Source organism: Bacillus sp. FSL K6-3149, assembly GCF_038630515.1.
Lineage (GTDB): Bacteria > Bacillota > Bacilli > Bacillales > Bacillaceae > Bacillus > Bacillus pumilus.
On the sequence record NZ_CP152034.1, the window covers coordinates 509,335 to 535,881 of the forward strand.

Annotated in this window: 28 protein-coding genes; 15 read left to right on the forward strand and 13 right to left on the reverse strand. The window is 40.6% G+C overall.

Features of this window, described 5'->3' with window-relative positions; genetic code table 11:
- Positions 1-7 precede the first annotated feature (7 nt).
- Together MHB83_RS02625 and MHB83_RS02630 are read left to right on the forward strand one after the other, a co-directional pair.
- Entirely contained in the window at positions 8-1,195 is a 1,188-nt protein-coding gene (locus tag MHB83_RS02625) for an MFS transporter (RefSeq protein WP_253622083.1), read from the forward strand.
- A 104-nt stretch (positions 1,196-1,299) separates the two neighbouring features.
- Positions 1,300-1,899: an undecaprenyl-diphosphatase gene (locus tag MHB83_RS02630; protein ID WP_309216024.1), complete on the forward strand. Its 600-nt coding sequence runs from the start codon at positions 1,300-1,302 to the stop codon at positions 1,897-1,899.
- Between the two features lie 37 nt (positions 1,900-1,936).
- On the opposite strand, the gene MHB83_RS02635 is transcribed toward MHB83_RS02630, so the two are convergent.
- A complete protein-coding gene (locus MHB83_RS02635) occupies positions 1,937-3,325 on the reverse strand; it encodes an MFS transporter (protein WP_342496611.1) in 1,389 nt (462 codons plus the stop codon).
- Positions 3,326-3,493: 168 nt separating this feature from the next.
- Here MHB83_RS02635 and MHB83_RS02640 point away from each other — a divergent pair, with 168 nt between their 5' ends.
- The 5 genes from MHB83_RS02640 to MHB83_RS02660 all read left to right on the forward strand — a co-directional run bounded on the left by MHB83_RS02640 (position 3,494) and on the right by MHB83_RS02660 (position 7,618).
- The gene (locus MHB83_RS02640) at positions 3,494-4,381 is read left to right on the forward strand and encodes a transporter substrate-binding domain-containing protein (protein ID WP_284907413.1); all 888 of its coding nucleotides are present in this window, start codon (positions 3,494-3,496) and stop codon (positions 4,379-4,381) included.
- Positions 4,382-4,421: 40 nt separating this feature from the next.
- The gene (locus MHB83_RS02645; protein ID WP_078061638.1) at positions 4,422-5,099 is read left to right on the forward strand and encodes an amino acid ABC transporter permease; all 678 of its coding nucleotides are present in this window, start codon (positions 4,422-4,424) and stop codon (positions 5,097-5,099) included.
- A 10-nt stretch (positions 5,100-5,109) separates the two neighbouring features.
- Positions 5,110-5,850: an amino acid ABC transporter ATP-binding protein gene (locus MHB83_RS02650; RefSeq protein ID WP_342496612.1), complete on the forward strand. Its 741-nt coding sequence runs from the start codon at positions 5,110-5,112 to the stop codon at positions 5,848-5,850.
- Positions 5,851-6,043: 193 nt separating this feature from the next.
- Positions 6,044-7,252 (forward strand): ammonium transporter, encoded by a 1,209-nt coding sequence (locus MHB83_RS02655; protein ID WP_003215412.1) that lies wholly within the window; start codon positions 6,044-6,046, stop codon positions 7,250-7,252.
- An 18-nt stretch (positions 7,253-7,270) separates the two neighbouring features.
- Positions 7,271-7,618: a P-II family nitrogen regulator gene (locus MHB83_RS02660; RefSeq protein ID WP_003214763.1), complete on the forward strand. Its 348-nt coding sequence runs from the start codon at positions 7,271-7,273 to the stop codon at positions 7,616-7,618.
- Positions 7,619-7,698: 80 nt separating this feature from the next.
- Here the strand turns inward: MHB83_RS02660 and MHB83_RS02665 are convergent, their stop codons facing one another.
- Positions 7,699-8,595 (reverse strand): peptidoglycan DD-metalloendopeptidase family protein, encoded by an 897-nt coding sequence (locus MHB83_RS02665; protein WP_003214850.1) that lies wholly within the window; start codon positions 8,593-8,595, stop codon positions 7,699-7,701.
- A gap of 116 nt (positions 8,596-8,711) precedes the next feature.
- Here MHB83_RS02665 and MHB83_RS02670 point away from each other — a divergent pair, with 116 nt between their 5' ends.
- A complete protein-coding gene (locus tag MHB83_RS02670; RefSeq protein WP_034620260.1) occupies positions 8,712-9,221 on the forward strand; it encodes a GNAT family N-acetyltransferase in 510 nt (169 codons plus the stop codon).
- A gap of 234 nt (positions 9,222-9,455) precedes the next feature.
- On the opposite strand, the gene MHB83_RS02675 is transcribed toward MHB83_RS02670, so the two are convergent.
- The 3 genes from MHB83_RS02675 to MHB83_RS02685 are packed head-to-tail and all read right to left on the reverse strand — an operon-like array spanning position 9,456 to position 12,341.
- Positions 9,456-9,986 (reverse strand): thioredoxin fold domain-containing protein, encoded by a 531-nt coding sequence (locus MHB83_RS02675; RefSeq protein WP_106029548.1) that lies wholly within the window; start codon positions 9,984-9,986, stop codon positions 9,456-9,458.
- The gene (locus MHB83_RS02680) at positions 9,983-10,540 is read right to left on the reverse strand and encodes a MauE/DoxX family redox-associated membrane protein (RefSeq protein ID WP_050944425.1); all 558 of its coding nucleotides are present in this window, start codon (positions 10,538-10,540) and stop codon (positions 9,983-9,985) included. The genes MHB83_RS02675 and MHB83_RS02680 overlap by 4 nt, the downstream gene beginning before the upstream one ends.
- 1 nt (position 10,541) lies before the next feature.
- Positions 10,542-12,341 (reverse strand): ABC transporter ATP-binding protein, encoded by a 1,800-nt coding sequence (locus MHB83_RS02685; protein WP_106032123.1) that lies wholly within the window; start codon positions 12,339-12,341, stop codon positions 10,542-10,544.
- Between the two features lie 98 nt (positions 12,342-12,439).
- On the opposite strand from MHB83_RS02685, the gene MHB83_RS02690 reads away from it, so the two are divergent.
- Positions 12,440-12,949: a hypothetical protein gene (locus MHB83_RS02690; RefSeq protein ID WP_137054289.1), complete on the forward strand. Its 510-nt coding sequence runs from the start codon at positions 12,440-12,442 to the stop codon at positions 12,947-12,949.
- Positions 12,950-12,994: 45 nt separating this feature from the next.
- On the opposite strand, the gene MHB83_RS02695 is transcribed toward MHB83_RS02690, so the two are convergent.
- Positions 12,995-13,399: a hypothetical protein gene (locus tag MHB83_RS02695; protein ID WP_137054288.1), complete on the reverse strand. Its 405-nt coding sequence runs from the start codon at positions 13,397-13,399 to the stop codon at positions 12,995-12,997.
- Between the two features lie 33 nt (positions 13,400-13,432).
- On the reverse strand, positions 13,433-13,627 hold the full coding sequence (locus MHB83_RS02700; RefSeq protein ID WP_003215165.1) for a hypothetical protein: 195 nt from the start codon (positions 13,625-13,627) through the stop codon (positions 13,433-13,435).
- A gap of 299 nt (positions 13,628-13,926) precedes the next feature.
- Between MHB83_RS02700 and MHB83_RS02705 the strand changes: the two genes are divergently transcribed.
- From MHB83_RS02705 to rpsN, 4 genes are all read left to right on the forward strand, one after another.
- Positions 13,927-14,349, forward strand: a complete 423-nt coding sequence (locus MHB83_RS02705; RefSeq protein ID WP_050944429.1) for a DUF5362 family protein — start codon at positions 13,927-13,929, stop codon at positions 14,347-14,349.
- Between the two features lie 144 nt (positions 14,350-14,493).
- The gene (rpmG, locus tag MHB83_RS02710) at positions 14,494-14,643 is read left to right on the forward strand and encodes a 50S ribosomal protein L33 (RefSeq protein WP_003214771.1); all 150 of its coding nucleotides are present in this window, start codon (positions 14,494-14,496) and stop codon (positions 14,641-14,643) included.
- Between the two features lie 81 nt (positions 14,644-14,724).
- Positions 14,725-15,915 (forward strand): GTP-binding protein, encoded by a 1,191-nt coding sequence (locus tag MHB83_RS02715; protein WP_335355945.1) that lies wholly within the window; start codon positions 14,725-14,727, stop codon positions 15,913-15,915.
- A gap of 22 nt (positions 15,916-15,937) precedes the next feature.
- Positions 15,938-16,207, forward strand: a complete 270-nt coding sequence (rpsN, locus tag MHB83_RS02720; protein ID WP_003215208.1) for a 30S ribosomal protein S14 — start codon at positions 15,938-15,940, stop codon at positions 16,205-16,207.
- A 253-nt stretch (positions 16,208-16,460) separates the two neighbouring features.
- Here the strand turns inward: rpsN and moaA are convergent, their stop codons facing one another.
- Complete coding sequence (moaA, locus tag MHB83_RS02725) at positions 16,461-17,468, reverse strand: GTP 3',8-cyclase MoaA (protein ID WP_268492421.1); 1,008 nt, start codon at positions 17,466-17,468, stop codon at positions 16,461-16,463.
- 10 nt (positions 17,469-17,478) lie between these two features.
- Complete coding sequence (gene fdhD, locus MHB83_RS02730; RefSeq protein WP_137054285.1) at positions 17,479-18,267, reverse strand: formate dehydrogenase accessory sulfurtransferase FdhD; 789 nt, start codon at positions 18,265-18,267, stop codon at positions 17,479-17,481.
- A gap of 134 nt (positions 18,268-18,401) precedes the next feature.
- On the opposite strand from fdhD, the gene MHB83_RS02735 reads away from it, so the two are divergent.
- Both MHB83_RS02735 and MHB83_RS02740 read left to right on the forward strand, forming a co-directional pair.
- On the forward strand, positions 18,402-19,667 hold the full coding sequence (locus MHB83_RS02735; protein WP_342496613.1) for an OFA family MFS transporter: 1,266 nt from the start codon (positions 18,402-18,404) through the stop codon (positions 19,665-19,667).
- Positions 19,668-19,749: 82 nt separating this feature from the next.
- Positions 19,750-22,098 (forward strand): FdhF/YdeP family oxidoreductase, encoded by a 2,349-nt coding sequence (locus MHB83_RS02740; RefSeq protein ID WP_050944434.1) that lies wholly within the window; start codon positions 19,750-19,752, stop codon positions 22,096-22,098.
- Positions 22,099-22,150: 52 nt separating this feature from the next.
- Here the strand turns inward: MHB83_RS02740 and MHB83_RS02745 are convergent, their stop codons facing one another.
- From MHB83_RS02745 to murA, 4 genes are all read right to left on the reverse strand, one after another.
- Positions 22,151-22,828 (reverse strand): VWA domain-containing protein, encoded by a 678-nt coding sequence (locus MHB83_RS02745; RefSeq protein ID WP_106029541.1) that lies wholly within the window; start codon positions 22,826-22,828, stop codon positions 22,151-22,153.
- 82 nt (positions 22,829-22,910) lie between these two features.
- Entirely contained in the window at positions 22,911-23,609 is a 699-nt protein-coding gene (locus tag MHB83_RS02750) for a VWA domain-containing protein (RefSeq protein WP_080984771.1), read from the reverse strand.
- Positions 23,610-23,935: 326 nt separating this feature from the next.
- The gene (gene spoIID / locus MHB83_RS02755; protein WP_212045628.1) at positions 23,936-24,961 is read right to left on the reverse strand and encodes a stage II sporulation protein D; all 1,026 of its coding nucleotides are present in this window, start codon (positions 24,959-24,961) and stop codon (positions 23,936-23,938) included.
- A 255-nt stretch (positions 24,962-25,216) separates the two neighbouring features.
- Positions 25,217-26,524, reverse strand: coding sequence for a UDP-N-acetylglucosamine 1-carboxyvinyltransferase (gene murA / locus MHB83_RS02760; RefSeq protein WP_003214862.1), 1,308 nt, complete (start codon positions 26,522-26,524; stop codon positions 25,217-25,219).
- Positions 26,525-26,547 lie beyond the last annotated feature (23 nt).

Here is a 26,547-nt window from a genome sequence, read left to right on the forward strand (position 1 = left end):
ATACATCATGAACGAACGCATTTGGACGAGAGACTTTATCATGATTGTCCTGGTGAATTTATTTACGTTCACCTCTTTTTATGCCCTTTTGACATTACTGCCCATTTACACAATGGATGAACTAAATGGAACAGAATCACAGGGCGGTCTCCTTGTGACGGTCTTCTTATTGTCTGCCATTGTGACAAGACCGTTTTCAGGAGCGATTATTGAGAAATTCGGTAAAAAACAGATGGCGATTTTCTCATCAACGGCTTTTGCCTTACTCACTTACTTATACATCCCAATTGATCAATTCCAAACGCTTCTCATGCTGCGTTTCGTGCAGGGCATCTTTTTTAGCATTTTGACGACAGTAACCAGTGCCATTGCGGCAGATATGATTCCAAAACATAAACGCGGGGAAGGACTCGGCTACTTTGTCATGTCCATGAACCTCGCTGTGGTTATCGGTCCATTTATCGCACTGAATCAAGTAGGAAAAGTAGGATTCCATTCCTTATTCCTTCTTTTTTCCATTATCGTTACCATTGGTGCCGCTTTTACCATGCTGATCAGACAGCCAGAGCTTGAAGATGGGGGTAGTGTCGTCTTCCGATTTACTTTTTCTCATCTGTTCGAAAAAGGTGCATTAAAAACAGCGGCAGTCGGCATCATTATTTCCTTCTGTTATTCGCCGATCATTTCATTTATTTCAGTCTATGCCAATTCCCTTGACTTGATGGGGGCAAGCAGTTATTTCTTTATTGTGTTTGCGGCAGCGATGCTTGGATCACGTCCATTTACAGGCAGACTTTTTGACCGAGTAGGACCTCACATTGTGATCTATCCTTCGATTGCTCTTTTTGCGATTGGTTTATGGATGCTGACAGCTACACATTCAGCTACAATGCTTCTTCTATCAGGTGGTGTCATTGGACTTGGCTATGGATCGCTAGTACCATGTTTACAAACACTTGCCATTCAGCACTCACCAGCTCACCGTACAGGCTATGCGACGGCTACTTTCTTCACTTTATATGATACGGGTATTGCTGCTGGCTCATTTGTATTTGGTCTTCTTGTCAGCTTCACAGACTTTTCAAACGTATATCTCATTGCAGGTATTGTTGTCTTGCTCAGTATGTTTGTTTTTTATTGGAGTGAACGAAAGCCCCAAGAAGCAAAAGCACAGAAGGTCTCCCTATCAGAATAGGATTCTATTTTAAACTTCAACGGAAACATGCTAAAATATAGGATGTTTCAAATAGACGATTATTTGAAAAATAGTTGGCATTAAGCGAAGGTATAGGTGATGTTTTGAATTACGAATTGTTTAAAGTGATACACGGGATGGCTCATCATTCTGAGTTTTTAGATCAGGCCATGATTTTCATTACGAAAAAGGCCATTCTTGTGTACGCCCTTGTCTTATTGATTTGCTGGTTTTTAGGTAATCACAAATTTAAGAAGCATGTCTTCTTTTCCGGTGTAACGGGCATCGCGGCACTTATCGTCAATTTTGCGATTACACTGGTTCATTATGAGGAGCGGCCGTTTGTGGCGCATAAAGTCGACACACTCATTCCGCACTCAGCAGATGCTTCCTTCCCAAGTGACCATACAACAGGTGCACTGGCTCTTTCACTTGCCATTCGATCTCGTAATAAAAGGCTTGGCAACATCTTGCTCGTCTTTGGATTACTTACAGGATTCTCCCGCATCTGGGTCGGTCACCATTATCCATTAGATGTTTTAGGCAGCTTGGTCGTATCGATTGTGGTCGTCTTTATCATGAATAAATTATGGAAATTCTTTGACTCTCCAATTGATCGCATCGTTACTTTCTATGAGACAATTGTAGGGAAAATATTTAGAAGGAAGCAAAAGGATCAGGGCTCTGACCTGTCTAACTCTTAAGCGGCTTGCGATAACGTGATGAAGATTCTTCTTCCACTTATCGCGCCGCTTTTTTTATTGACTGTCCTCCTCTGACCTTGTTCGAAAAATAAAGACTGACACCGATGCCGATAAGGGAAATCATGATCAGCGTCCAGCCTAACTGCTCAAAATGAGGACCAGCAATTTCATCTCCAAACAGCATACCGAGAACAGCAGATGACAGAATGGAACCAAGGTAGCGACATGTTTGAAAAAGCCCAGAGGACGTGCCAATCATATGCTGAGGGCTTGCCTTGAGCATCGCAGCTTGCAGCGCAACATTTCCAATCCCGTAACTAAGTCCAAGCAGCGCTAGAACAAGCCCTTTTCCCCATAATGGTGCCGGAATAAAAAAGAAGGTCATCGCAGACGCCCCAGCCAGCATCAATACCGCACTGGCTAATACCGGATGGCGTTCATCCCCGCGGTCCACCCACTTACCCGTCAGCGGAGAGACAATGATGCTCACCCCAGACATGCAAAGCATAAAAAGACCCGTCATTTCCACACGCCAGCCTAATTCATCTTGGAAATAGCTCGGCAAACCAAAGAAAAGACAATAGAAAAAGATATTTAAAATGACAAATTGCACATACACGAGTGAAAGTCGCTGCTCCTGCCTGAACATCCGAATTTGAATAAACGGTTCATCCACCTGATACTCCCACCAAATAAAAGCGCCTGCACTCAAGAGACAAAGAATCCCCTGTACATATTGAATGCGATGACCTAGTGATAATAAAAACGAAAGCAGAAGGACAATACAAACTGTAAAAAGCAGCATCCCTGGCAGATCGAGCTTCCGTACCGTTTCACCTATACGCAGCTTTCTCTTTTTCTGCTCCTTTGGAAACAAAGATAGTCCAAGAAAGAAGCTGATTAAAATAAAAGGCAGATTCACTAAAAAGATAGCCGGCCAGCCGCCGATTGTCATCAAAAAGCCGCCAAGTGTAGGTCCAAGCGCCGTCATCGCAGAAGCAAAAATGGACAATACCGCTAACGCCGATGCCTGCTTTTCCTGAATATGATCCCGAATGAGTCCGACACCAGAAGGATAAATGGCACTGCTCCCAATTGCCTGCAATAGCCGGATCACAATCAGCACCGCAAACGTCGGGGCAAACGGCGCACAGATGGCTGAGACCGCGACAAGACCCAGTCCGAATAAAAATAATGTTCTCCGGCTCATCACATGATCCCCAATCCGGCCGCTCACCGGCTGCGTCACCGCACTAGCTAAATAAAAAGACGAAATAAGCCAAGATACAGTCGTAAATGACAAACCGAATTCATGCTGGATTTGATGCAAGGCCAAAGAAATCATTGAGGAATTCAACGGATTTAACATCGTCCCAAAGGCAATCGCAGTTAAAAAGACTTTTCGGTTGTCCCTCCACTTCTTCATACACCGACCCCCTCTTTGTGTTCTGACATGTTTCCTTCCGTTATTATGAGATTCATTTCCCTTTTTTACCCTGATCAATTCAAGTTCTCTCTTGGAAAAGCAAGACATACATTTTAAAAAGGGCGAGTGTTGGAAAAACACATATAAAATTGAGAATATGAGGTACAAATGGTAAGATGCTACACATATTTAAAAGCCTACTTTCTCCTTATATGGAGAAAGGCTGAAAAGGAGGAGAAGCTTATTATTAAGAAAAGACGGTTTTGGGTCCCAGCCCTTTTCTCGGTTGCAGTATTACTTCTGTCTTCGTGTGGTTCAAATGAAACAAATGGGAACGGAGATAAACGTAATTCTACAGCGAAAGGGTCGCCAATTTTGGAGGATGGAAAATTTATATTTGCAGCATCAGGTGAATTTCACCCGTTCAGTTACATGGATGGAAATCAGATGTCAGGCTTTGATATCGATGTAGGCAATGCGATTAGTGACAAACTAGGCCTTGAGCCTATACAGAAGAAATATAAATTCGCAGGCATCGTTGAAGGTGTGAAATCAGGAAAATTTGATGCGGCAGTTGCAAGTCATACCATCAATGAGGAACGAAAAAAACACGTCCTTCTTTCTAAGCCCTACTACTACTCTGGTCCGCAAATTTTCACAAGACCTGGAGCAGACATTCAACATGCTGATGATTTAAAAGGCAAAGAAATTGCTGTATCAAAAGGCTCGTCCTACGCTGATATTGCAAAGGAACATAGCGGGCAGGAACCAAAATATTACGACAGTGATGTCGTCGCTTTAGAAGCACTAGCCAACGGAAAACACGATGCAGTCGTGACGGATTTCGCGACAGGTGCAGAAGCCATGAAGAAAAAATTAAAGATCGAAGCGCAGGAAAGACTCGGACAAAGTGAGCAGGCAATTGCTGTATCTAAAGAAAATGAACAGCTCATAAAAGAGATTAACGATGCGATTGACGCATTAAAAAAGGACGGAACATTAAAACAAATTAGCGAGAAATACTTTGATGAAGACATCACAGTCAAACAAAATTAAAACCACGATTGTGCGCCTTTTTTAGGCGCACTTTCTTCAAATGGAGATGATTGTTTTGCCTACCCTATCACATTTTTTTCAGACGCTGATTGATTCAAGAGGTATTTTTTTAGAAGGAATGCTGCTCACCTTACAGCTCACTGTGATCAGCATCTTCATCGGCATGTTCATCGGGCTTTTCTTTGCTTTATTGAAAATATCACGCGTGGCTGTCTTCGGTTATATCGCCAACGCCTATATCTTCCTTGTACGCGGCACACCACTGATTGTTCAAATTTTCATCCTATATTTTGGACTGACAGAATTAAATATCCCCGACTTCTGGGCCGCTTCCATTGCGCTCGCCTTTCATAATGGAGCGTATATAGCAGAAATATTCAGAGGTGCCATCCAATCAATCGATCAAGGGCAAAAAGAGGCTGGACGCTCTCTTGGCATGGGGCGTTTTCTAACAATGAGACGTATTATTCTCCCGCAAGCGATGCGGCGTGCCCTCCCCCCTCTTGGCAACCAGTTCATTATTGGCTTAAAAGATTCATCTCTCGCCGCCTTTATTAGCGTCAATGAACTATTTAACGTCGCCACCACCCAAGGCTCAAACAGCTTTGACAATATGACCTATTTACTTGTTGTAGCCGTCTATTACTTAGTTCTTGTCCTGCTGTTAACATTCGCTGTCCAAACCTTTGAGAAGAAACTATCAGTCAGTGACCATTAGGAGGAGAAACATGACAGAATCAAAGGAACTCATTCGTGTTGAAAAACTCAATAAACACTTCGGAGAACTGCATGTTTTAAAGGATATCGACCTCACTGTTTATGAAAATGATGTGGTCGTCTTAATTGGAGCCAGTGGCTCTGGAAAAAGCACCTTGCTCCGCTGTATGAACTTTTTAGAAATCAAAAATGATGGAGAAATCGTCATTGATGGCAACCCTGTTCACCCAAAATGCGATCAATTAAACGAGATGCGGCAAAAAATAGGCATGGTGTTTCAGCATTTTAACCTCTTTCCGCATAAAACTGTGCTTGAAAACATCATCGAAGCGCCTGTTATGGTGAAAAAAACAAAAAAGGCTCAAGCTGTATCAGAAGCCAATGTCCTGTTAGAAAAGGTCGGACTTGCGGATAAAGCCAACGTATATCCTTCTAAGCTATCAGGCGGTCAAAAGCAGCGTGTGGCTATTGCAAGAGCTCTCGCCATGAAACCAGATGTCATGTTATTTGACGAACCTACGTCTGCCCTCGATCCAGAGCTTGTAGGCGAGGTACTACAAACAATGAAAAGTCTCGCAAAAGAAGGCATGACGATGGTCATCGTCACACATGAAATGGGCTTTGCGAAAGAAGTCGCCGATCGTGTCGTCTATATGCACGAAGGCCGTATCGTCGAAGAAGGCACGCCATCAAAATTGTTCGATTCCCCTCAAGAGGAACGAACCAAGCTGTTTCTCAGCTCCATTTTATAGGTCAAACGACCTTTATTTTTCGTGCTCAATGCACGTTTTTTCTCATATTTCACGAACTTTTCATCCATTTATATTGAATATAACCAAAAACCATGTAAGATTACCTTACATGAATATGTCATATATGACTTTTCTCTCTATAATGAAGAATTAAGAAATCAATTAATTCTGAATGATTCAGGGGGAATGCAGCATGCAAATGGGTGATACAGTATTTATGTTCTTCTGCGCACTACTCGTGTGGTTAATGACACCGGGTTTAGCCTTATTCTACGGAGGACTCGTGAGAAGTAAAAACGTCTTAAGTACAACCATGCACAGCTTAACTTCACTAGCGATAGTCTCTATCGTATGGATCATGTTTGGCTATTCCTTGGCTTTTGCGCCAGGCAATGCATGGATTGGAGGCTTAGACTGGATTGGACTAAAAGGCGTTGGCTTTGAACCCGGTCCCTACAGTGAGACCATCCCACATTCATTGTTCATGATGTTCCAAATGACCTTTGCCGTCTTAACAACAGCCATCATCTCAGGTGCCTTTGCTGAACGAATTCGCTACTCAGCGGTCGTTGTGTTTACACTCCTTTGGGTCACATTTGTATACGCGCCAGTCGCACACTGGGTATGGGGCGGCGGTTGGATTGGCGAAATGGGTGCGCTCGACTTCGCTGGAGGAAACGTGGTTCACATTTCATCAGGTGTTGCAGGTCTAGTCGTAGCGATTGTGCTCGGGAAGCGTAAAGAAGCAGCAAGCTCTTCTCCTCACAATTTGATTTATACTCTTCTTGGCGGAGCTGTCATTTGGTTTGGATGGTTTGGCTTTAACGTTGGAAGTGCCCTTACCTTAGACAGTGTCGCAATGTATGCCTTTATTAACACCAATACAGCTGCTGCTGCGGGAATCATCGGCTGGCTGTTAGTCGAGTGGATGATCAACAAAAAACCGACCATGCTCGGCGCGATTTCTGGAGCCATCGCAGGTCTTGTGGCAATTACACCTGCCGCCGGTTTTGTCACACCTTTTGCTTCTATCATCATCGGAATTATTGGCGGGATTGTGTGTTTCTGGGGAGTCTTCTCACTCAAAGCCAAATTTGGCTATGATGATGCACTAGATGCATTCGGTCTTCACGGAATTGGCGGGACTTGGGGAGGAATTGCAACCGGGCTTTTCGCAACAACCTCTGTCAATGACGGTGGAGCCAATGGATTATTCTACGGAGATCCCAGCTTACTTTGGAAGCAAGTCGTCGCTATTGTGGCCACTTATGCCTTTGTAGCTGTTGTGACATACGTAATCATCAAAGTGGTCAATCTCTTCTTTAAGATTCGCGCAACCGAAGAAGAAGAATCAGTGGGTCTTGATTTAACCATGCATGGGGAAAAAGCTTATCAAGATTAAAGAAAAAGGGGTGTCTCTATGAGCAAAATGTATAAAGTGGAGATTGTCACACGTCCAGCCAATTTTGAAACATTAAAGGTGGAGCTTGGAAAGATTGGCGTCACTTCCATTACCTTTTCGAATGTACACGGCTGTGGTTTACAAAAGGGACATACAGAGCTATACCGTGGCGTCAAAAAGGAAAGTAATGTGTACGAACGATTAAAGATTGAAATCGTCCTAAGCGAAGTACCTGTCGAACAGGTCGTTGAAACAGCTCAAAAGGTACTTCGTACAGGCGAACCAGGGGATGGGAAAATTTTTATATATGAGATAGAAAATACAATCAACATTCGGACAGGTGAAGAAGGACCTGCCGCTCTTTAAACCATCCTCCGCCGAGTGCGGGGGATTTTTTAAAGACAGAAAAAAACCTCTGCATGATTCAGATACAGAGGTTTCAAGACTTAAGATTGTTTTGTTTCTTCAGATTGACTGCTGTCTTTAGAGGAATCAGAAGACTTTTCTTGATCAGAGGATTTGCCCTTCTCATCAGACTTTTCTTCAGATTTTTCTCCAGCAGGCTCTTTGGCCTTATCTTCAGCAGCAGGTTCCTTCGTTTTTTCATCAGCTTTTGGCTGAGCAGGTTCTTTTGCTTCTTCCGTCACTTCTTGCGCGGCCTTTTCAATAGTTGAAACAGGCTTGTCAATGAAGCTAAGTGGATTAAGCGCTAAACCTTCCATACGAATTTCAAAATGCACATGGTTGCCGCTTTCAGCACCATAAAGATTTTTACCAGAAGCACCGATGACATCATTCTGCTTCACTTCATCGCCTTCTTTAACACTCACTTGTGACAACGATTGATAAACAGTCGATAATCCATCTTCATGTTCAATTTCAACGACATGACCGAGAACTGGATCTTTTTTCGCTTGAACCACTGTTCCACTAAGAGCAGCTGTGACATCAAACACTTTGCCATCTTTATCTGCAAGATCAATACCTTTGCTCAAGGTATAGGTGTTATTATAGTTTACAAGTGCTGCTTCTTTTTCTTTTTGATCAGCATCTGCTTCATAGAACTTTTTCACGACAGAAACATTATCAGAATTCTGGACTGGCATGGCAACATTTTCAATTGGCTTTCCAACTTCAACGGCATCATCACGCTGTTCTTGCCCTGTTTGATTTCCATCAGATAGTTGGTCTTTCACATCTTTTGATACAGCTTGATACCAAAGAACGGCTGTTAACACGACCGCTGCGCTGACCAAGTAAATTGCAGGGAATACCCAGCGCTTACGGAAAAATTGCTGAACTTTTGTGATTTTGGAAGTACGTTTCTTTTCTTCCTCTCTCATTTTTCATCACCTCAGCAACATTCTGAACACTTTTCAAAAAATATATACACACGAAATCATTTTTCTTTTTATTTTGCGCAATCGCATCAATAATATGTATGATGAATGAAAAAAAGATGGGGGACTTTAATGTGAAAACTTTCAACCGTATAGCAACAGAAGATGACCTCAAAGCAATCGTTGATATTTACAATTCGACTATAGCTTCAAGAGAAGTAACCGCCGATACAGAACCAGTTTCAGTTGAAGACCGCCGGCAATGGTTTTTGAATCATTCAGAGAAAAGACCTCTCTATGTGAAAACAGATGAGGATGGACATATTTACGGCTGGCTCAGCTTTGAAACGTTTTATGGAAGACCTGCATACAACGGGACCGTTGAAATGAGTATTTACTTAAACCAAGACGATCGAGGGAAAGGCTTAGGGTCACTTTTTTTACAAGAGGCCATTGAGTTGGCACCTTCACTAGGCATTCGAACATTACTCGCCTTTATTTTCGGGCACAACGAAGCCAGCATTCGATTATTTAAAAAGCACGGCTTTGAAACATGGGGTCACCTGCCACGCATCGCAGAAATGGACGGCAGCAGGTACGATTTAGACATTCTAGGAAAAGAATTATAAAATGAGCGTCTCTCCAACAAAGAGACGCTTCAGATTGTTGACAAAGGGCTAAAATGATCTTGATTTTAGCCCTTTGTCTTCTTTTCAGCGTGATAGAAAACCTTTGCAGTCAAGGAAGGACGAGTACTGGAGCGGAGCGAATTTGACATTCGTGAGCACCAGCACGCAGGACTGACAACGAATGCGAGGGTTTGTCTACATGCTGGAGCGTCTCTCCAACAAAGAGACGCTTTTTTATGATGCGTGTAACAGCTGTTCAAACTGTTTCGCATTTTGAACAGATTTTCTTTGGAGGATGATGCCATGTTCATCTATCAGAATCGCTTGCGGAACAACAGTTACCCCATACAGCTCCATGATTTGCGAAGAGCGCATATACACAGCTTGATCAGGCAGCAATTGAAGGAGCAATGCATCATCTCCTTGTTCATCTCCATTGATGAACATGAATTGAGTATCATCGCTAGAAATGTGCTGACGCATATCAGACAAAATGCTTTTGCATGTCATACAAGTGGTATTTACAAATAACAGCATCACGGCTCTTCCGTTTTGTAAATACTCCTTTAAAATAACCTTATCTCCTAAATGTGTATAGCTTCGAAATAACGGCGCACCATCACCAACATCCGCTTCCTTTAATTCAATCCCATCAAGGGATTTAATTTTACTCATAAATTTTCCGATAAAGCGGGCAAGCAAAAACACGACCGCCAGCTGAGCTATGACAATGAATAACACAATAATTAGTAGAATATCAGTCATTTCACTTGGTCTCCTTCTATAAACGATTCAAATTGATTCATCCATTTTCTTTTGAACATCATGATTGTTTTCCCAACCGCTATAATCAGACAGACAGCCACTGCAATCAGAAAACAAATAATATGAAGTGGCCACGGAATTGTTTCTACATAGGGATGGACATAAAACAACCCAATCACAAGAGCCAGCATCGACACATTACGAATCACAATTCCCCAGTGAAGATGGTCATTTTCAAGCAAACCTCCACAGCCGCATGAAATGTTACGATGTCCTCTCAATAAATTGAAGGTGACCGCTCCAGTATAGATACATAAAAGTGCTGTAAGACCAATCGCAGGTACAAAAGACATGTTCCACACGAACAATAAACCCGTACAAGCCAATTCAACAGTCAAAAACAAATAAAACATGGGCGCCGTGAGCGCAGGAGGCAGCAGGCGATAAGCATTCATCTGCTGAATATGCGCCGTTTGTTTTCTCACTTTATCAAGCCATGCACCTGCAAAGATGATTCCTAATAAATAGACACCTATAAAATAAAAGACACTCACCTTACGCCATCTCCTTTTGTTGAAATAGTTGGGATTGTGCCTCGTAAAGCCTTTTGTACTCTCCATCTAGCGCCATTAGCTCTTCATGGTTCCCCTCTTCAACGAAAGCACCATCTTTCATCACGATAATCCGGTCTGCTAAGCGGGCCGCTCCCATACGGTGTGTGATAAACAAGACCCCTTGATCCTGCGTATGATCGAATAGCTTTCGAATGAGTGAAATCTCCGATAGCGGATCGAGAGCAGAAGTCGGTTCATCTAAAATGATAAAATCACTTTCTCTAAAAAAGGTTCTCGCCATCGCAAGCTTTTGCCATTGTCCGCCAGACAGTTCATGACCTTCTTCAAAAAACCGGCCAAGCTGCGCATCGTATGTTTCTTCCATTTGATGAATTCTTTTCTCTATGCCGGCTTGCCGTGCAGCTGAGATCATGCGCTCTTTATCATCTATTTCGTCAATACGGCCAAATCCAATGTTTTCTTTCACAGTGAATTCGTACTTCATAAAATCTTGAAAAAGGACGGCCATTCTCGCATGATATGATTTTTTATAAATGGTCGAAATCGATTCACCATTGACCTTTTGCATATTCGGCTTATCTGGATCATATAAACCAGTCAAGCATTTAATCAAGGTCGTCTTACCTGATCCGTTATCCCCCACCAATGCAATGCGTTCACCTTTATCGATATGAAAATGTATATGTTCAATAGCAGGCGTTTTCATATTCGGATAGGTAAAAGAGAGATTTTCTAGCGTAATGGACTGAATACATTCAATCCTCCGAAGCGATGCCGCTTCCTCTGTCTGCTCATCAATTTCTTCTTCTCTCTTTTGAAAAGCTCTCATTTCATCAATATAGAGACTCGTTTCATATAAACTAGAACATTCCCTCGTCAAATCCTGAAAACCACTTTGAATATTTTGCACAGCTTGGAGCACAGCGACAAACGTACCCGCAGCTAATTTCTTTTGAAAGATAAGAAAGACAATAAAAAGACCGCAGCACACATAGGCAAATGTCATAAGCAATCCACCTGCCATCTCCCAGCGAACCTGACGTTTTAGTAATTTATATTTTTCATCTGCACTTTTTACATAATGGCCTTTCCATTTTTGAAGAAGGTAATTTCCTATTCCATATAAACGGATTTCCTTCAATGAATCTCGCTGCGCAACAAGATCAGACACATACATTTCTCTTCGATCATTTGCCGTTAACATGCGGTTTAATTGATACCGTGCGCCTCCAAAGAAAAGCTCAATCCACAAGACAGGCAGAGTACATAAGATCAGAATGACCGCCAAGCCCCAATGGATACCAATCATATAAATGAGAAGTGATACAACAGTAATCAATGCGCTCATGATTGTAAAAATACTTCTAACCATACTCAGAACATGCTGATGACTGTTCATCACACGTTGACTTTCATTATAAAAAGACGGGTGTTCAAATGTAATATATGGAAGCTTGATCGCTTTTTGAAGCAATTCACCCTTCAAATGCAAACCAATCAGATTTGTCGCTTTCTGCTGACTAAGCTGAAGAATGAATTGAAGCCCATATCCTAAAATCACAATGACCATTTGCAACCCAAATAACCTTAAGACCTTTTGAATATCTCCTGAAGAAGTCATGAATAAAATAATTTCATTAATCAATGTTTGAATAATCCAGACACTAGCCAAAGGCATAAAGCCAACGATCACTTGGATGAATAGAGTTAACAGAAGATATGATCGACTTCTTTTCCAAGTATAGGAGATTGCATATAAACAATGGTTCACTGTACTCATCAAACGCTCCACCTTACACCATTTAGTATTATTGACATATTTTTGATATTTATATTATGATAGCTCTGCGTAACTTCATTCTGAGAGGACGATATACGATGACTTCAATCTTACTTTTACAGCTAACTCTTATTCTTTGTAGCCTTTTATTGACGATCGGAATCATTATCTATTTAAAACACCAGATGGAATTAATCATCTTACCGATCCAGCATGTTGGACAAAAACTTGTTCATCCGCTACTCGAAAAACCATCACCTATTCAAATAAATGATCTACTGCAAACCAATCACAAGCAGCAGCTGCTTGTATTCACTGACACAGCATGTCCGCATTGCATCCCATCACTGGAACAATTCCTAGAAACGAAAAAGCAGCGTCAATTAGACATTTCTTTTAGTATTTTGCTAAAGAATGGGAAAGAAGAGGATCAAGAATTATATCGTGATAACCAAACCAACATGCGAATTATCTCAGTGGACGAACAAATGATAGGCGCCTTTCATATTGAAGAGTTTCCATATTACATCATGGTAGAAGAAGATGAAACAATCTCATATGCAGCCCCTTTTCCGGATGGTCTTTATTCAAGGTTTTCTGCAAAATAAACATAAATGAGGCATGTGAAGATAACAAACACACGCCTCATTTTTTTATTGGTTTGGATCTGCCTGAACATCCTGATCCTTTTCCCTTGCGGCGATTTCACTCGCTTCACTTGAAGCTGTGGCTTGTTCCTCAGCTTGTTCAAACTCACTGCGAGCCTCATTTGAAATATCTACTTGGTCACCATGCTGATTCACAGTAACGGACGAAGAAGACGATTCTTTTTGAACCTCTTTCTCTAGTTCCTTTAATTTAGACACATGAAGCTCTAAATCTTTTCCTTGCTGAACTAGAGTCAGTTGTTGAAATAATGCCTTTCTCTCTTCTGGAGAATGGTCGCCTTGAACAATTTTCGCTGCTTGGTTTAAAAAAGAATTGGATGTTTGACTCGCTTGACGACTGTTTGACGTCTGCATAGCATTTGTTAAGAATGAAATTGAAGATATGCTCATGCGTTCACATCCTATTAAATAAAATCCTTGAATTTAGCAGCCACATCTAATGCGTTCTTGGCTAGTACAAATCTCACCTGTATCACGATCCACGTAGTAACGGAAAGTTCCAACACCTTGAAGGAAACAAGTTGGCGCTGATTTGCATGAAGTGACTAATTTTTGCAAAATACATCTTGAAGCTGCAGGTTGAACATTGGTCATTTTGTTTAAGAAACGATCTAACATATGAATTCCACCTTCCAATTTTTATGGTAATACAACACAATAATAACCAATTACAAGACAACTAACAACATATTTTGATAATTTTACTAATTATTTTTAACTACTAATCTTATTTATGACATAAATTGTCGTTAAAATTCATAGTAAATGTTACTTTTTTCTTATTCGAAGATAATTTATTTATCCATAAATAGTAAAGTGAAGATAGAAATTTTTAAAAATTGTTCTACATTCACTCTTCCTAAAGTACTACCTGCTCAAGTATGATAAAGAGTGAATACATAAAGGAGTGAACACCATTGCAACAAACTGAGAAAATCATTCAATCTCTTCATTCGATCACAAAGTGGGGAAAAGTTGGTAGTATATTTCTCTATATTTCAGGTGGCTTAGCTATTCTTATTGGTTTTTGGCTTGTTCTTCCTGCTGCCCTTGGCGTCTTCCTCATTATGATGGGAATCCATGTACAAAAATCTGTAAACGCAGCGGAACAATTAATTCAAGCTCCTGATACTTCTTATGAAGAGTTATTAGAACAATATGCTAAGATGATGAAAATGCAGACGCTATTTGCCATATCAAGTATTGTCGCAGCCATTCTATCATTCATCGCCATTATCCTGATGCTGGTATTAGGCGGTCTAGCATTTCTTCAAGAAATTCCTAGTGACATTCAGCACTACGAAGGTGAATACGAAGAAGAGCTTGGTGACTTTTATTAATGGAGAGGGGGTATCAATGAACATTTGATACCCCTTTTGTTTGATATTTGGCATCGTTTTACCCTTCTAAGCTTGACATTCTATCTTGATCATTTTAAAATACAAATCGTAAACATTACGAATTAAAGGAGGTTCCTATTACCGATGCGTGTAAAAATTACCTTAGCCTGTACTGAAACTGGTGACAGAAACTATATCACAACAAAGAATAAAAGAACGAATCCGGACCGACTGGAGTTAAAAAAATATTCTCCTCGGTTAAAGAAATATACCCTTCATAGAGAAACAAAATAATTTTTTAGGTTTCAAATCGTAATCATTACTTTTTAAGAGAGGCGGAAATGAACATGAGCATTGGCAAAGGGACAGAAGGAAATGAATAAGCGAATACCCGTTACAGTATTAAGTGGTTTTTTAGGAGCTGGAAAAACAACGATATTAAATCATGTACTACAAAATCGTAAAGGGTTAAAAGTAGCTGTTATTGTTAATGACATGAGCGAAATTAATATTGATGCAGAACTAATCAAACAAGGCGGTGAGCTCTCTCGATCAGATGAGAAGCTAGTTGAATTATCTAATGGTTGTATTTGCTGCACATTAAGAGAAGATTTGTTAATCGAAGTAGAGCGCCTATGTAGGACTGGTCATATTGATTATATTGTCATTGAGTCAACAGGTATTAGTGAACCTATTCCAGTCGCGCAAACTTTCTCTTATATTGATGAAGAAATGGGGATAGATTTGACGCGCTTTTGCCGGCTAGACACGATGGTCACTGTTGTAGATGCGAACCGTTTCTGGACCGACTTCCAGTCAGGAGAAAGTCTATTAGACCGTAAACAAGCCGTTTCCGATGATGACGAACGAGAAATTTCCGATTTACTGATTGATCAAATTGAATTTTGCGATGTGTTGATTATCAATAAGTGTGATCTAGTATCAAACTCAGAATTAGACCGACTTGAGCACGTGCTGACCACACTTCAACCAGAAGCATCTATCATCAGAACCTCAAAAGGGCAAGTAAAGCCAAGTGACATTTTAAATACTGGTTTATTCGATTTTGAAAAGTCCAGTGCTTCTGCTGGCTGGATTAAAGAAATCAACGCTGGGCATTCTCAGCATACGCCAGAAACAGAAGAATACCAAATCTCATCCTTTGTTTATGAAAGAAGACTTCCCTTCCATACTGGCAGGTTAAATAATTGGTTAGATCAGATGCCAGAGCAAATAGTTCGCGCTAAAGGATTTACATGGCTTGCCACACATCATGATTTAACCATTTTAATTTCACAGGCTGGAAAATCTGTTGCGATTGAACCAATTGCCTACTGGATTGCTGCCTTGCCTGAGCAAGAAAAAGCACAGATATTAAAGCAAGAACCAGAGCTTCTTGATGAGTGGGACGCAGAATTTGGTGACAGGCATACAAAACTTGTGTTTATTGGCGTAGATTTACCTAAAGCAGATATCATTCGCACACTTGATCAATGCTTACTCACACCTGAGGAATTTGATCAAGAATGGACTACGTTTGAAGACCCCTTTCAATGGAAAATCTAACATTAAGCCAGGAGGGTTTTAAGTGGCAAAGAAATCTAAAATTGCTAAAGAAAAAAAGCGGCAGCAGCTTGTATTGAAATATGCAGAATTAAGAAAAGAGTTGAAAGAAAAAGGTGAATATGAAGCTTTAAGGAAATTACCTAGAGACTCTTCCCCTACTCGCTTAAAAAACCGCTGTGAGTTAACCGGTCGTCCTAGAGGTTACTTACGAAAATTTAAAATGTCTAGAATTGCTTTTCGTGAGCTTGCCTATAAGGGCCAAATTCCAGGAGTGAAAAAATCGAGCTGGTAAAGATTGAGTTGATCTTATCACAGCTCCCATAAAAGTAAAGCAATAAAAAATGTTGAAAAATCTATTTTCTAAGCATATCTCAACCTTTTTGAGCCACAAAATAACATTTTAAAAACCAGCAGAGTTTCTGCTGGTTTTTGATCATGACAGGATTCTAAGATGAATAGACCTATTTCTATAAAAGGATTTTCAACAATGATTATGACATTTTCTCTACTTTTCAAAAAATCATGATCATGATACTTTGTTGTCACTACCCACCGATGTATGACATTTCAACTTTTTTCTGATCTTTCTTCTGCTCTCTCTCAGCTGAATATTGATCATCTCTATTCGACCATAGTTCCTTCAATATGTTCTTTATATCTTCATTATCTTTTGTTGAGCGAATCACCCGCTTCAGATCAAAACCCGATGATGCAAAAAGACATGTAAACAATTCACCGCGAGCAGAAAGTCTCGCTCTATTACATGTTCCACAAAAGGCATCTGAAACAGAAGAAATAATGCCTATCTCTCCTGAACCATCTTGGTAATAGAATCGGTTGGCTACTTCACCTGGATATTGAGGAGGTTCTGGTTTGATGGGAAATGTTGAACCAATTAGACCAATAATCTCTTTCTTTGTCATGACATGCTCTAGATTCCATTTGTTCGTATTTCCGACATCCATAAACTCGATAAATCTGAGAACATGTCCTTCTTTTTTAAAGTAAGCTGCCATTGGTAAGACATCCTGATCATTCACACCTTTTTGAACAACCATATTGATCTTAATAGCAAGTCCAGCTTTTTTTGCAGCCTCAATCCCATCAAACACTTTTTGGATAGAAATATTCCTTCCGTTCATTTGCTTAAAACGGTCAGGGTTTAATGAATCCAAACTAATGGTGACTCTTTGAAGACCTGCTTTCTTTAACTTTTCAGCATATACAGGTAAAAGCGTTCCATTGGTTGTCATAGCAATATCTTCGATTCCTGGAATTTTCGAGAGCTTTTCTATTAAGATAGGCAAATCTTTTCGCATTAAGGGTTCACCACCCGTGATGCGTATTTTCACCACACCTAGGTCCTTTGCAAAAAGGGTAGCAAGCTGTTCAATTTCTTCGAAACTAAGCAGTTCTTCTTTATTCAAAAAAGGATAATCTGGTCCAAAAATTTCAGCAGGCATACAGTACGTACATCTAAAGTTACAGCGATCTGTTACTGAGATTCTTAAATCGCGCAATGGTCGATGTCTCTTATCCAATATACTGTCCATACTTTGCCTCCTATTCTGTTATACGCTGATGGTGAGTGTATATATTAAAAGATTCTCCTCTGACAAATCCAACTGTCGTGATATTTAATTCTTCTGCCATATTAAGCGCCAGCTCAGTTGGTGCTGATTTTGAGATGACGATCGACACTCCTAGTTTTGCTGCCTTCAATAGAACTTCTGACGATATCCGGCCGCTAAACACAAGGATTTTATCTCTAAGCGGAATTCGATGAAGTAAACAGTATCCATAGATTTTATCTAAAGCATTATGTCTTCCTATATCAGTTCTAGTGATGAATAGTTTTTCTGTGTCACACAGTCCAGCATTATGCACACCACCAGTATGTTGAAACAATTGACTTTCTTCTTGTAAACATTTCATTAGACGCATACAAGTTTCAGCAGAAATGTTGATTCGATCAATGGCTGTTTTTGCTGTTTTCACATCTTGGAGAAAATAAAAGTGTCTCCCTTTCCCGCAGCAAGAACCAATCACCCGCTTAGTAAAATCTGATGACTGAAATCCGCTTGAGTGAACTAAATCAACATAGGCAAAGCCCATACTTTCATCTATTGTAAACCTTTTAATCTCATTTTCAAATCGAATGACTCCTTCTGAAGCTAAAAAACCGATCACCAATTCTTTCAAATGATCTGGTGAACAAACAAGTGTTACAAATTCCTCTCCATTCACGATCACAGTTAAAGGAAATTCTTCTACAACTTCATCTGTTTTGCAAGTAAATTGACCTTCACGGTATTGGTGTATAACTCGTTTCTTTTTAACAGAAGGATTCATTGTATGATCTTCCTTTCAGCACAAATTTAGTTATATGAACCAATCGAATTGTGATATTATTTTAAAAAGTCATAAAAATGTAACATATTTCTATCTTATCAAACTTTTTGATTGCTTTATATGGGGGGAACAAAATGAATAAATCGAAAAATCGCTGGCTCATCGCAACAAGTGCTGTGGGAATTCATTTATCTATTGGGTCTGTTTATGCTTGGAGTGTTTTTACGAATCCTTTACATCAGGCCTTTCAGTGGTCATTGACAGAAATAAGCCTGACCTTCAGTATTGCTATTTTATTTTTAGGATTATCTGCTGCTTTCATGGGGCATTTCGTTGAAAGATATGGCCCAAGGGCATCAGGGCTCTTCTCAGCCATTTTCTTCGGTATCGGGATGACAGGGTCAGGATTCGCTGTACACATGTCCTCACTCCCTCTCCTCTATTTATTTTATGGTGTACTCGCTGGGATAGGATTAGGGGTAGGCTACATTGCACCTGTATCAACTTTAGTGAAATGGTTTCCGGACCGAAGAGGACTTGCAACCGGCTTAGCTATTATGGGTTTTGGATTTGCGTCTCTTATTTGCAGCCCAATTATCCAATATCTCATTGAAAAAGTAGATATCGCAAATACCTTTTACATTCTTGGAATTTCCTATTTTATGATCATGGTGATTTCATCTCTTTATTTATCACCACCAACACCTGATGACGTCAAACAATTTGATGTGTTAAAAACAAATCAAAGAAAAATCCCTCAGGATTTATCACAGCTTACAGCAAATGAAGCGATCAAAACACGACGTTTTTATTATTTGTGGCTCATGCTCTTTATTAATATCACATGCGGAATTGCCATTATTTCAGTAGCATCGCCTCTTGCTCAAGAAAGTGTTGGATTCACTGCTGGTGCTGCAGCTACCCTTGTTGGCATTTTAGGTGCTTTTAATGGTTTAGGACGGATTGGCTGGGCTTCCTTCTCAGATTATATCGGAAGGCCGAATACGTATACAATCTTCTTTAGTATCCAGCTCATTGCCTTTCCTTTACTTCCCTACTTAAAAGAACCGTTCGTCTTTTCAATCGTGATGGCGATCATTTATACGTGCTATGGAGGAGGGTTTGCCTCAATTCCAGCCTATATTGGGGATTTATTTGGCACGAAACAACTTGGTGCCATACACGGTTATATTTTGACAGCCTGGGCAGCTGCTGGTTTAGCAGGACCTTTATTTTCATCCTTTATCCGGGATATAACAGGTAACTACACGCAGAGTCTGATGGTGTTCTCTGGCTTATTTTTCATCGCTTTTATCATATCTCTTCTCATACGGAAGGATATTCAGCAGCTTAGAGAAACAAACCTTACTGCTGATGCTTCTGTCTCATCCCGACCTTAATTTGAATTTGACAGAATCACAATCTAAAGGTAATTTTTAGATATGAAAACGCTTTATAAAGTAATAGGAGGGTGATGATATCATGGGGAAAACAAAACATAAGGGGCCTATTAAGCTTAATAAAAAACCCTCACCAAAGCTATGGGCCTCTTTTGCACCTATGGGACTTGGAAAAGTAAAGCCGAAACACATTCGAGATACGATGAAAGTGGCTTGGGAGAACAAGGATAATCTCCCCTATGCATATCGCATTTTAACGCAAGGCGTGTGTGACGGCTGTGCCCTTGGTGTTTCAGGGCTATATGACCAAACGCTCGCAGGACCTCATATATGCACCACAAGACTAAATGTACTTCGTCTGAATACAATGCCAGCTATTGATCCAAAATGGTTTGAAGACATTCAACAGCTCAAACAAATGGACAGCACTACTCTCCGCAAACTTGGCCGTATCCCTTATCCACTGATTCGAAAAAAAGGTGACAATGCCTTTACACGTATTTCCTGGGATGATGCATTAGATCAAATCGCAGCTAAAATCAAATCAATTGATAAACGACAGCTCGCTTTCTATTTAACAGCTAGAGGAATTACAAATGAAGTCTATTATACCGCTGCGAAGGCAGCTCGCTTTATCGGGACAAATCATATTGATAATGCGTCTCGCATTTGTCATTCACCGAGCAAAACCGCTCTTAAGCGATCCCTTGGGATAGGAGCCTCCAGTTGTAATTACAACGATTGGATCGGAACAGATGTCTTAATTTTTTGGGGATCTGTCGCAGCAAACAATCAGCCCGTTTCCACTAAATATATGTATGCGGCGAAAAAGAAAGGAACCAAAATTATTGTCATCAATCCGTACAAAGAGCCTGCCATGGAAAAGTACTGGGTTCCCTCTATTCCAGAAAGTGCTTTATTCGGCACAAAAATCGCGGATGATTTCTATCAAGTCAATATAGGCGGCGATATTGCGTTTATGAATGGTGTCATCAAACATTGGTTTGACATGGAGCAGCACGCGCCCCATTCCGCTCTTGATCATGAATTTATTCAAGCCCATACTACCGGCATACAGGATTTACAGCAGCATGTCGCACAGTTGAAATGGGAAGACCTTGAAGCATCATCAGGCTTATCAAAAGAAAGAATGAAGGAATTTGCGATCCTTCTTGCCAATGCCAATTCAGGCGTTTTCATTTGGAGCATGGGTCTTACTCAGCACCGCTTTGCAACTGATAATATATCACAGGTTGCCAACCTTGCTATGTTACGTGGGTTTATTGGCAGGAAACATTGTGGTGTCATGCCAATTCGCGGGCATAGCGGTGTTCAAGGTTCTGGTGAAATGGGTGCTGACCCGTTTGTTTTGCCGGGCAGTGATTTTGATGAAGAGAATATTGAAAGAATCGAAAAGATTTGGGGGTTTGACATTCCGAAATGGCATGGTGACACCATTGGGCAATCATTTGAGAAAATGGCTCTCCCTAAAGAACATCCGCAAAAACTCAAAATGCTGTTTACGAGTGGCGGGAACTTTTTAGAAACGATGCCAAATCCAGATGCGATTGAAAAAGCTTTATCTGGGCTTGAACTTCGTGTCCATCAAGATATCATTTTGAATACCTCTACACTTGTAGAGGCAGAAGAGACGGTAATTATTCTCCCTGCTATGACAAGATATGAGCAGCCAGGAGGCGGTACTTCCACTAGTACGGAACGCATGGTATATTTCAGTCCAGAAATTGAAGGACCTCGGATTGAGGAAGCCAGAGCAGAATGGGATATTTATATGGATCTTGCAAAAAGAGTACGTCCACAAGATGCTGAGCTGATTCATTTCGAAACGGCTGAAGACATTCGCCGTGAGATTGCGATCGCAAATCGAAACTATGATGGCATCCAGCATTTACGTCATAAAGGAGACGTTTTCCAATGGGGAGGTGCCTGGCTATGTGAAGACGGAGAGTGTCCAACACCGGATGGCAAAGGACATCTTCTTCCTGCCCAGCTGCCTCAATACCGAAAAACCGAGGGACATTTTAATATTACGACAAGAAGAGGAAAGCAATTCAACTCTATGATCTATAGTGAAAAGGATGCCTTTAATGGTGGGAAGCGTCATTCTATCTTGATGAATGAAGAAGATGCTAAAGAGCTTTATGTCAAAGAAGGTGATCCAGTTGTTTTGTTTAATCAGTATGGATCCTACCAAGGAGTCGCTCAATTTGGGGAGTTGAAACGTGGCAATATCGCTGTTTACTGGCCTGAAGGGAACGTTTTAATTCCAAAGGGTGTGTATGAGAGCTACTCACAGATTCCCGAATATAATACGGCGGCCATATTAGAAAAAGCCGAAACCTTTCATGCAAGAAAAGACCAGCACTACGTGGAGAAACGAATTGATGAATTAGAAACCACCTTGAATTGATCTTCAACTAAAAAACAGCTGGGGAAAACAATCCCCAGCTCCCATTCATATCCTACTGACTAAAAGTGCTCGCTGCATTTTGTAGAATGTAATTCAATTCTTCGGCATTTGCAGCCGGTTGATATTGTCCACCGCCTGCTTTTGCAACAGACTTTAGACTTTTGGCTTCTTTTTCATTCACGTCAAAGCCAATGATATTAACAATGGTGTCAATTCCTCCTTCATGTAATTCCTTTGCTGCTTGTGAAGGGCTTCCTCCACAAGTTTCTTGACCATCGCTGACGACGTAAACAATATTTTTCCCTTCAGCCTGGTGATCTTCAAAATCTTGCTTCGTATCTGTTAATGCTTTTGCAAGTGGTGTCCATCCGGTTGGCTTATACACATTCAGCGCTTGCTGAAATGTTGATGACTCATATGATCCAAATCCAAAAACGGCTTCAGAGCTTTCACAAGAAATTGCTTTTCCAGCATTTTTATTGGTTCCTTCATGACCAAACACACGAAGAAGAACTTGTGTATCATCTGATAAAATACTTGCGAAGCTTTGAATAGAACGTTTGGCGATATCGATTTTCTTTTCGCCTTCAACTGATTGCGCCATGCTGCCGCTTAGATCGAGTAATATCACCACATGAGCCGGCTCCTGTTTTTTTGTCACAGCATGAGCTGGTGAAGAAAGAAACAGGACAAGACTAGCCAAAATGGTTAATACGATATTGCGTTTCATTCATAAAAACCTCCCTTTTTACATTTGTACAGAAAAAGAGAAACGAAAGCATACATCAATCGTTTCCCTTTTGTTCAGCAAGTTATTCGTGTAGTTTTAATGATTCTGCTGACAGGATAGAACCCATTTCTTTACCAGTGCTTGCTTGGTAGTAATGGCCTTTACCAGCTTTGGCTACTTGCTTTAATTGACCTTCATAGCCATCATTAAAGTCTAATCCAATGACATTAACAACAGTCGAACCTTTTGAGTTATGCAATTCTTTTGCTACTTTTACTGGATCTCCTCCACAAGTTTCTTCGCCATCAGTGATGAGGTACACAATATGTTTTGTTCCATTATTAAGCTGCTCATCCGCTTGCTTTGCATGTTCAAGAGCACGAGCAATCGGTGTCCAGCCATTTGGTCCAAGTCCGTTTAAAGAGTTTTCAAAGCTTTCTTTTTCGTAAGGCTGTACGCCATAAACGCCTCTAATGACTTCACATGATTGAGCTTTACCTGAATTTTTGTTGTTTCCTTCAGAGCCAAACAAGCTCATACGAATTTTAGCGTCTTTTGGAAGTGACTGAGCAAATTTAAATACCTCTTGTTTTGCGAGGTCAAATTTGCGTTCTCCCTCTACTTTTCTTGCCATGCTTCCACTTGCATCAAGTAAGATGGTGACTCTTACATCTTTGTTATGTTTTTTGACTGTAGATGCTTTTGCAAATACAGGTGAAGAGATCGACATAGATAATGTCAATACAGCTAAGGTTACGAGTGTAAATACTTTTTTCAACATCATTTTTTCCTTCCTCCCTATGTATTAAATTGAAACATCTTAATCGTAAAATATTCTGTCTTGGAATGGTATAGGACTCGGTCCCTTTTTCTCTTTCATCAAAATCACTAAAAATCTGTCAGTTGTCTAGATACATTCACCCAACACATCATTTTTTCTCTTGTTTTCTCCTTCTTTCGAGGGGCTTTGTATCGGCCATCGGTTCTTGTCGGGACGTAAATGTTTAAGATTTCCTGAGGTGCGTCTTAAGTCGCAAATTGACACATTCTGTTCAAAACTCTTGGAACACACAAAAAAGATGCCCCTATTCTGGAGGCACCTTTGCTTTATTTTTTAGCCATATACGTGTTAAGAAAACGATCTGCTGATTCAATTTGAATTCCTTTATAATAATGTTTCACGATAGCATCTACTTTTTTGCCTGACTGTGCCATATAATGCGCACCGTACTGACTCATTCCAACACCATGGCCATACCCTTTTGTCGTAATGATAATTTGCTGGCCCTGTCGTTCCCATGTAAAGTCTGCTGAATGAAGTCCTAATGACTCTCGAATGTCTCTGCCTGTCAGTGTTTTACCGTTTATTACGGCTTTTGCTACTTGATTTCCTGGTGTCCGCTCTACTATCTGTCCTACCTGAGCCTGTTGAGTGAGCGTCACACCTAATTTTTGCTGAAATTCACTAACTGGGATGGTTTTCTTGTTTTGAAATTTCGGCGATTTTTCGTCCCATTTACTTGAGACACTTTTCAAATATGGGATTTCGTTTTTCCAATAAGCTTCAGCATTTTCTGTTTTCCCGTTACTTGTTGAAAAGAATGAGGCATCAATTGGTTTCTCGTCATAAGTAAGCACTTTTCCTTGTGTGCTGGCGACAGCTTCTGTGACTTTTTTTAACTTCCAATTGTACGCTTTTCCCCAAATTTTCTTGAGTTCCTGCTTGTTTTTATACACTTGGAACATTTGGGTATCATCTACAAGAGAGCCCTTTGGTGATTTGACGGTCTTATCGATGATCATTTGTCTGACGATATACGTTCTTGCGGCGAGTGCCTGTGCCTTGAGTGCTTCCATTTCAAAATCAGCTGGCATTTCAGATGCTACGACACCAATCACATACTCTTCTAAGGGGATGTTTTCTACCTGCTGATGAGCTGAACGATAGACGGGGATAGCGACGGGTGATTGCTTCAATTTGACTGTACCCTTCACTTCTTTTTTAACTGATGGCTCCGCTGATACATGCTGGCTTGCCTCCGGTTTCCCTTGAAACGTCGGCAACACAAGTAAAGTTGGAATCATTAAAATAACGATGCATATTCCTGCGATTGTCCATATCATTGGTTTCATATTTGGCTGCCCCCATTTGTCATTGAATCTCTTTTATCCTATGGGCGGGGACAAGCTAATATGACAGCTTCTTTCATTCAGTGGACAAGTCTTTTGATGAAGATAAGAGGCTCTTTATCAACTGATTTTACTGTTCGTCTTTATGAATAAAATTTAAGATGGTTGGATACACTAGTGATAAGCTTTTAAAATAAAGCATTCTATGATTCTAAAAAAAATCAGCATGCCCCAATGGACACACTGATTTCTTTATGATTACGCGTTCAGATCTGATACAACTTGTTCTTGTGTCACATCTGCTGTTTCATCATTTACTCTTTCAATATCTGCACCGATTGCTGCAAGCTTCTGGTGGAAGTTCACATAACCACGATCGATATGCTTCAACTCAGTGACACGTGTATGACCTTCTGCTACTAATCCAGCAAGTACAAGTGCTGCTCCTGCTCTTAAATCAGTCGCTGACACTTCAGCACCTTGAAGTTGAACCGGCCCGTTGATAATGACAGAGCGACCCTCAATTTTAATATCACCATTCATACGGCGGAATTCTTCTGCATGCATAAAGCGGTTTTCAAATACCGTTTCTGTGATCATGCTTGTTCCGTTCGCACGAAGCAATAGCGCCATCATCTGAGATTGCATATCCGTTGGGAAACCAGGATGTGGCATTGTTTTTAGATCGATTGGCTTGAGCTCAGATGGTCCAATGACTCTTAAACCTTCTTCTTCTTCAATGATCTGAATACCCATTTCTTCCATTTTTGCTACAAGTGATGTCATGTGCTCCGGCACTGCGCCTTTCACAAGAACATTTCCTTCTGTAATGGCTGCTGCCACCATGAAAGTACCTGCTTCAATTCTGTCAGGGATGATGTTGTGTTTTGCACCGTGAAGTGTTTCCACACCTTCGATTTTGATTGTACCAGTACCAGCTCCGCGAACCTTACCACCCATGGCATTGATGTAGTTTGCCAAATCAACAATTTCAGGTTCTTTTGCTACGTTTTCTAAAATCGTTGTTCCTTCAGCTAATGCTGCTGCCATAATGATGTTTTCAGTTGCGCCAACACTTGGGAAATCCAAATAGATTTTCGCACCTTTTAAACGGCCTTGAACTTCAGCCTCGATGAAACCATTTCCTACTTGAATTTTAGCTCCCATTGCTTCAAAGCCTTTTAAATGCTGGTCAATTGGTCTTGAACCAATCGCACAGCCTCCAGGTAATGCAACTCTTGCATGACCTGTTCTTGCTAAAAGTGGTCCCATGACGAGCACAGACGCTCGCATTTTACGGACATACTCAAACGGAGCCTCAGTTTCTAGTGCATGAGATGCATCCACTGATACTTCGTTATTTTCAAAATGTACTTCTGCTCCTAAATGACGTAACACTTCATTGATTGTATATACATCGGAGAGCGTAGGTACATCACAAATTACGCTTTTTTCTGTACTTGCTAACAAAGATGCAGCGATAACTGGTAAAACGGCATTTTTTGCTCCTTCTACTTTAACTGTGCCGTTTAACTTTTGACCGCCGCGGACGATGATTTTTTCCAAGGTCTTCCCCTCCGCGTCCCAAA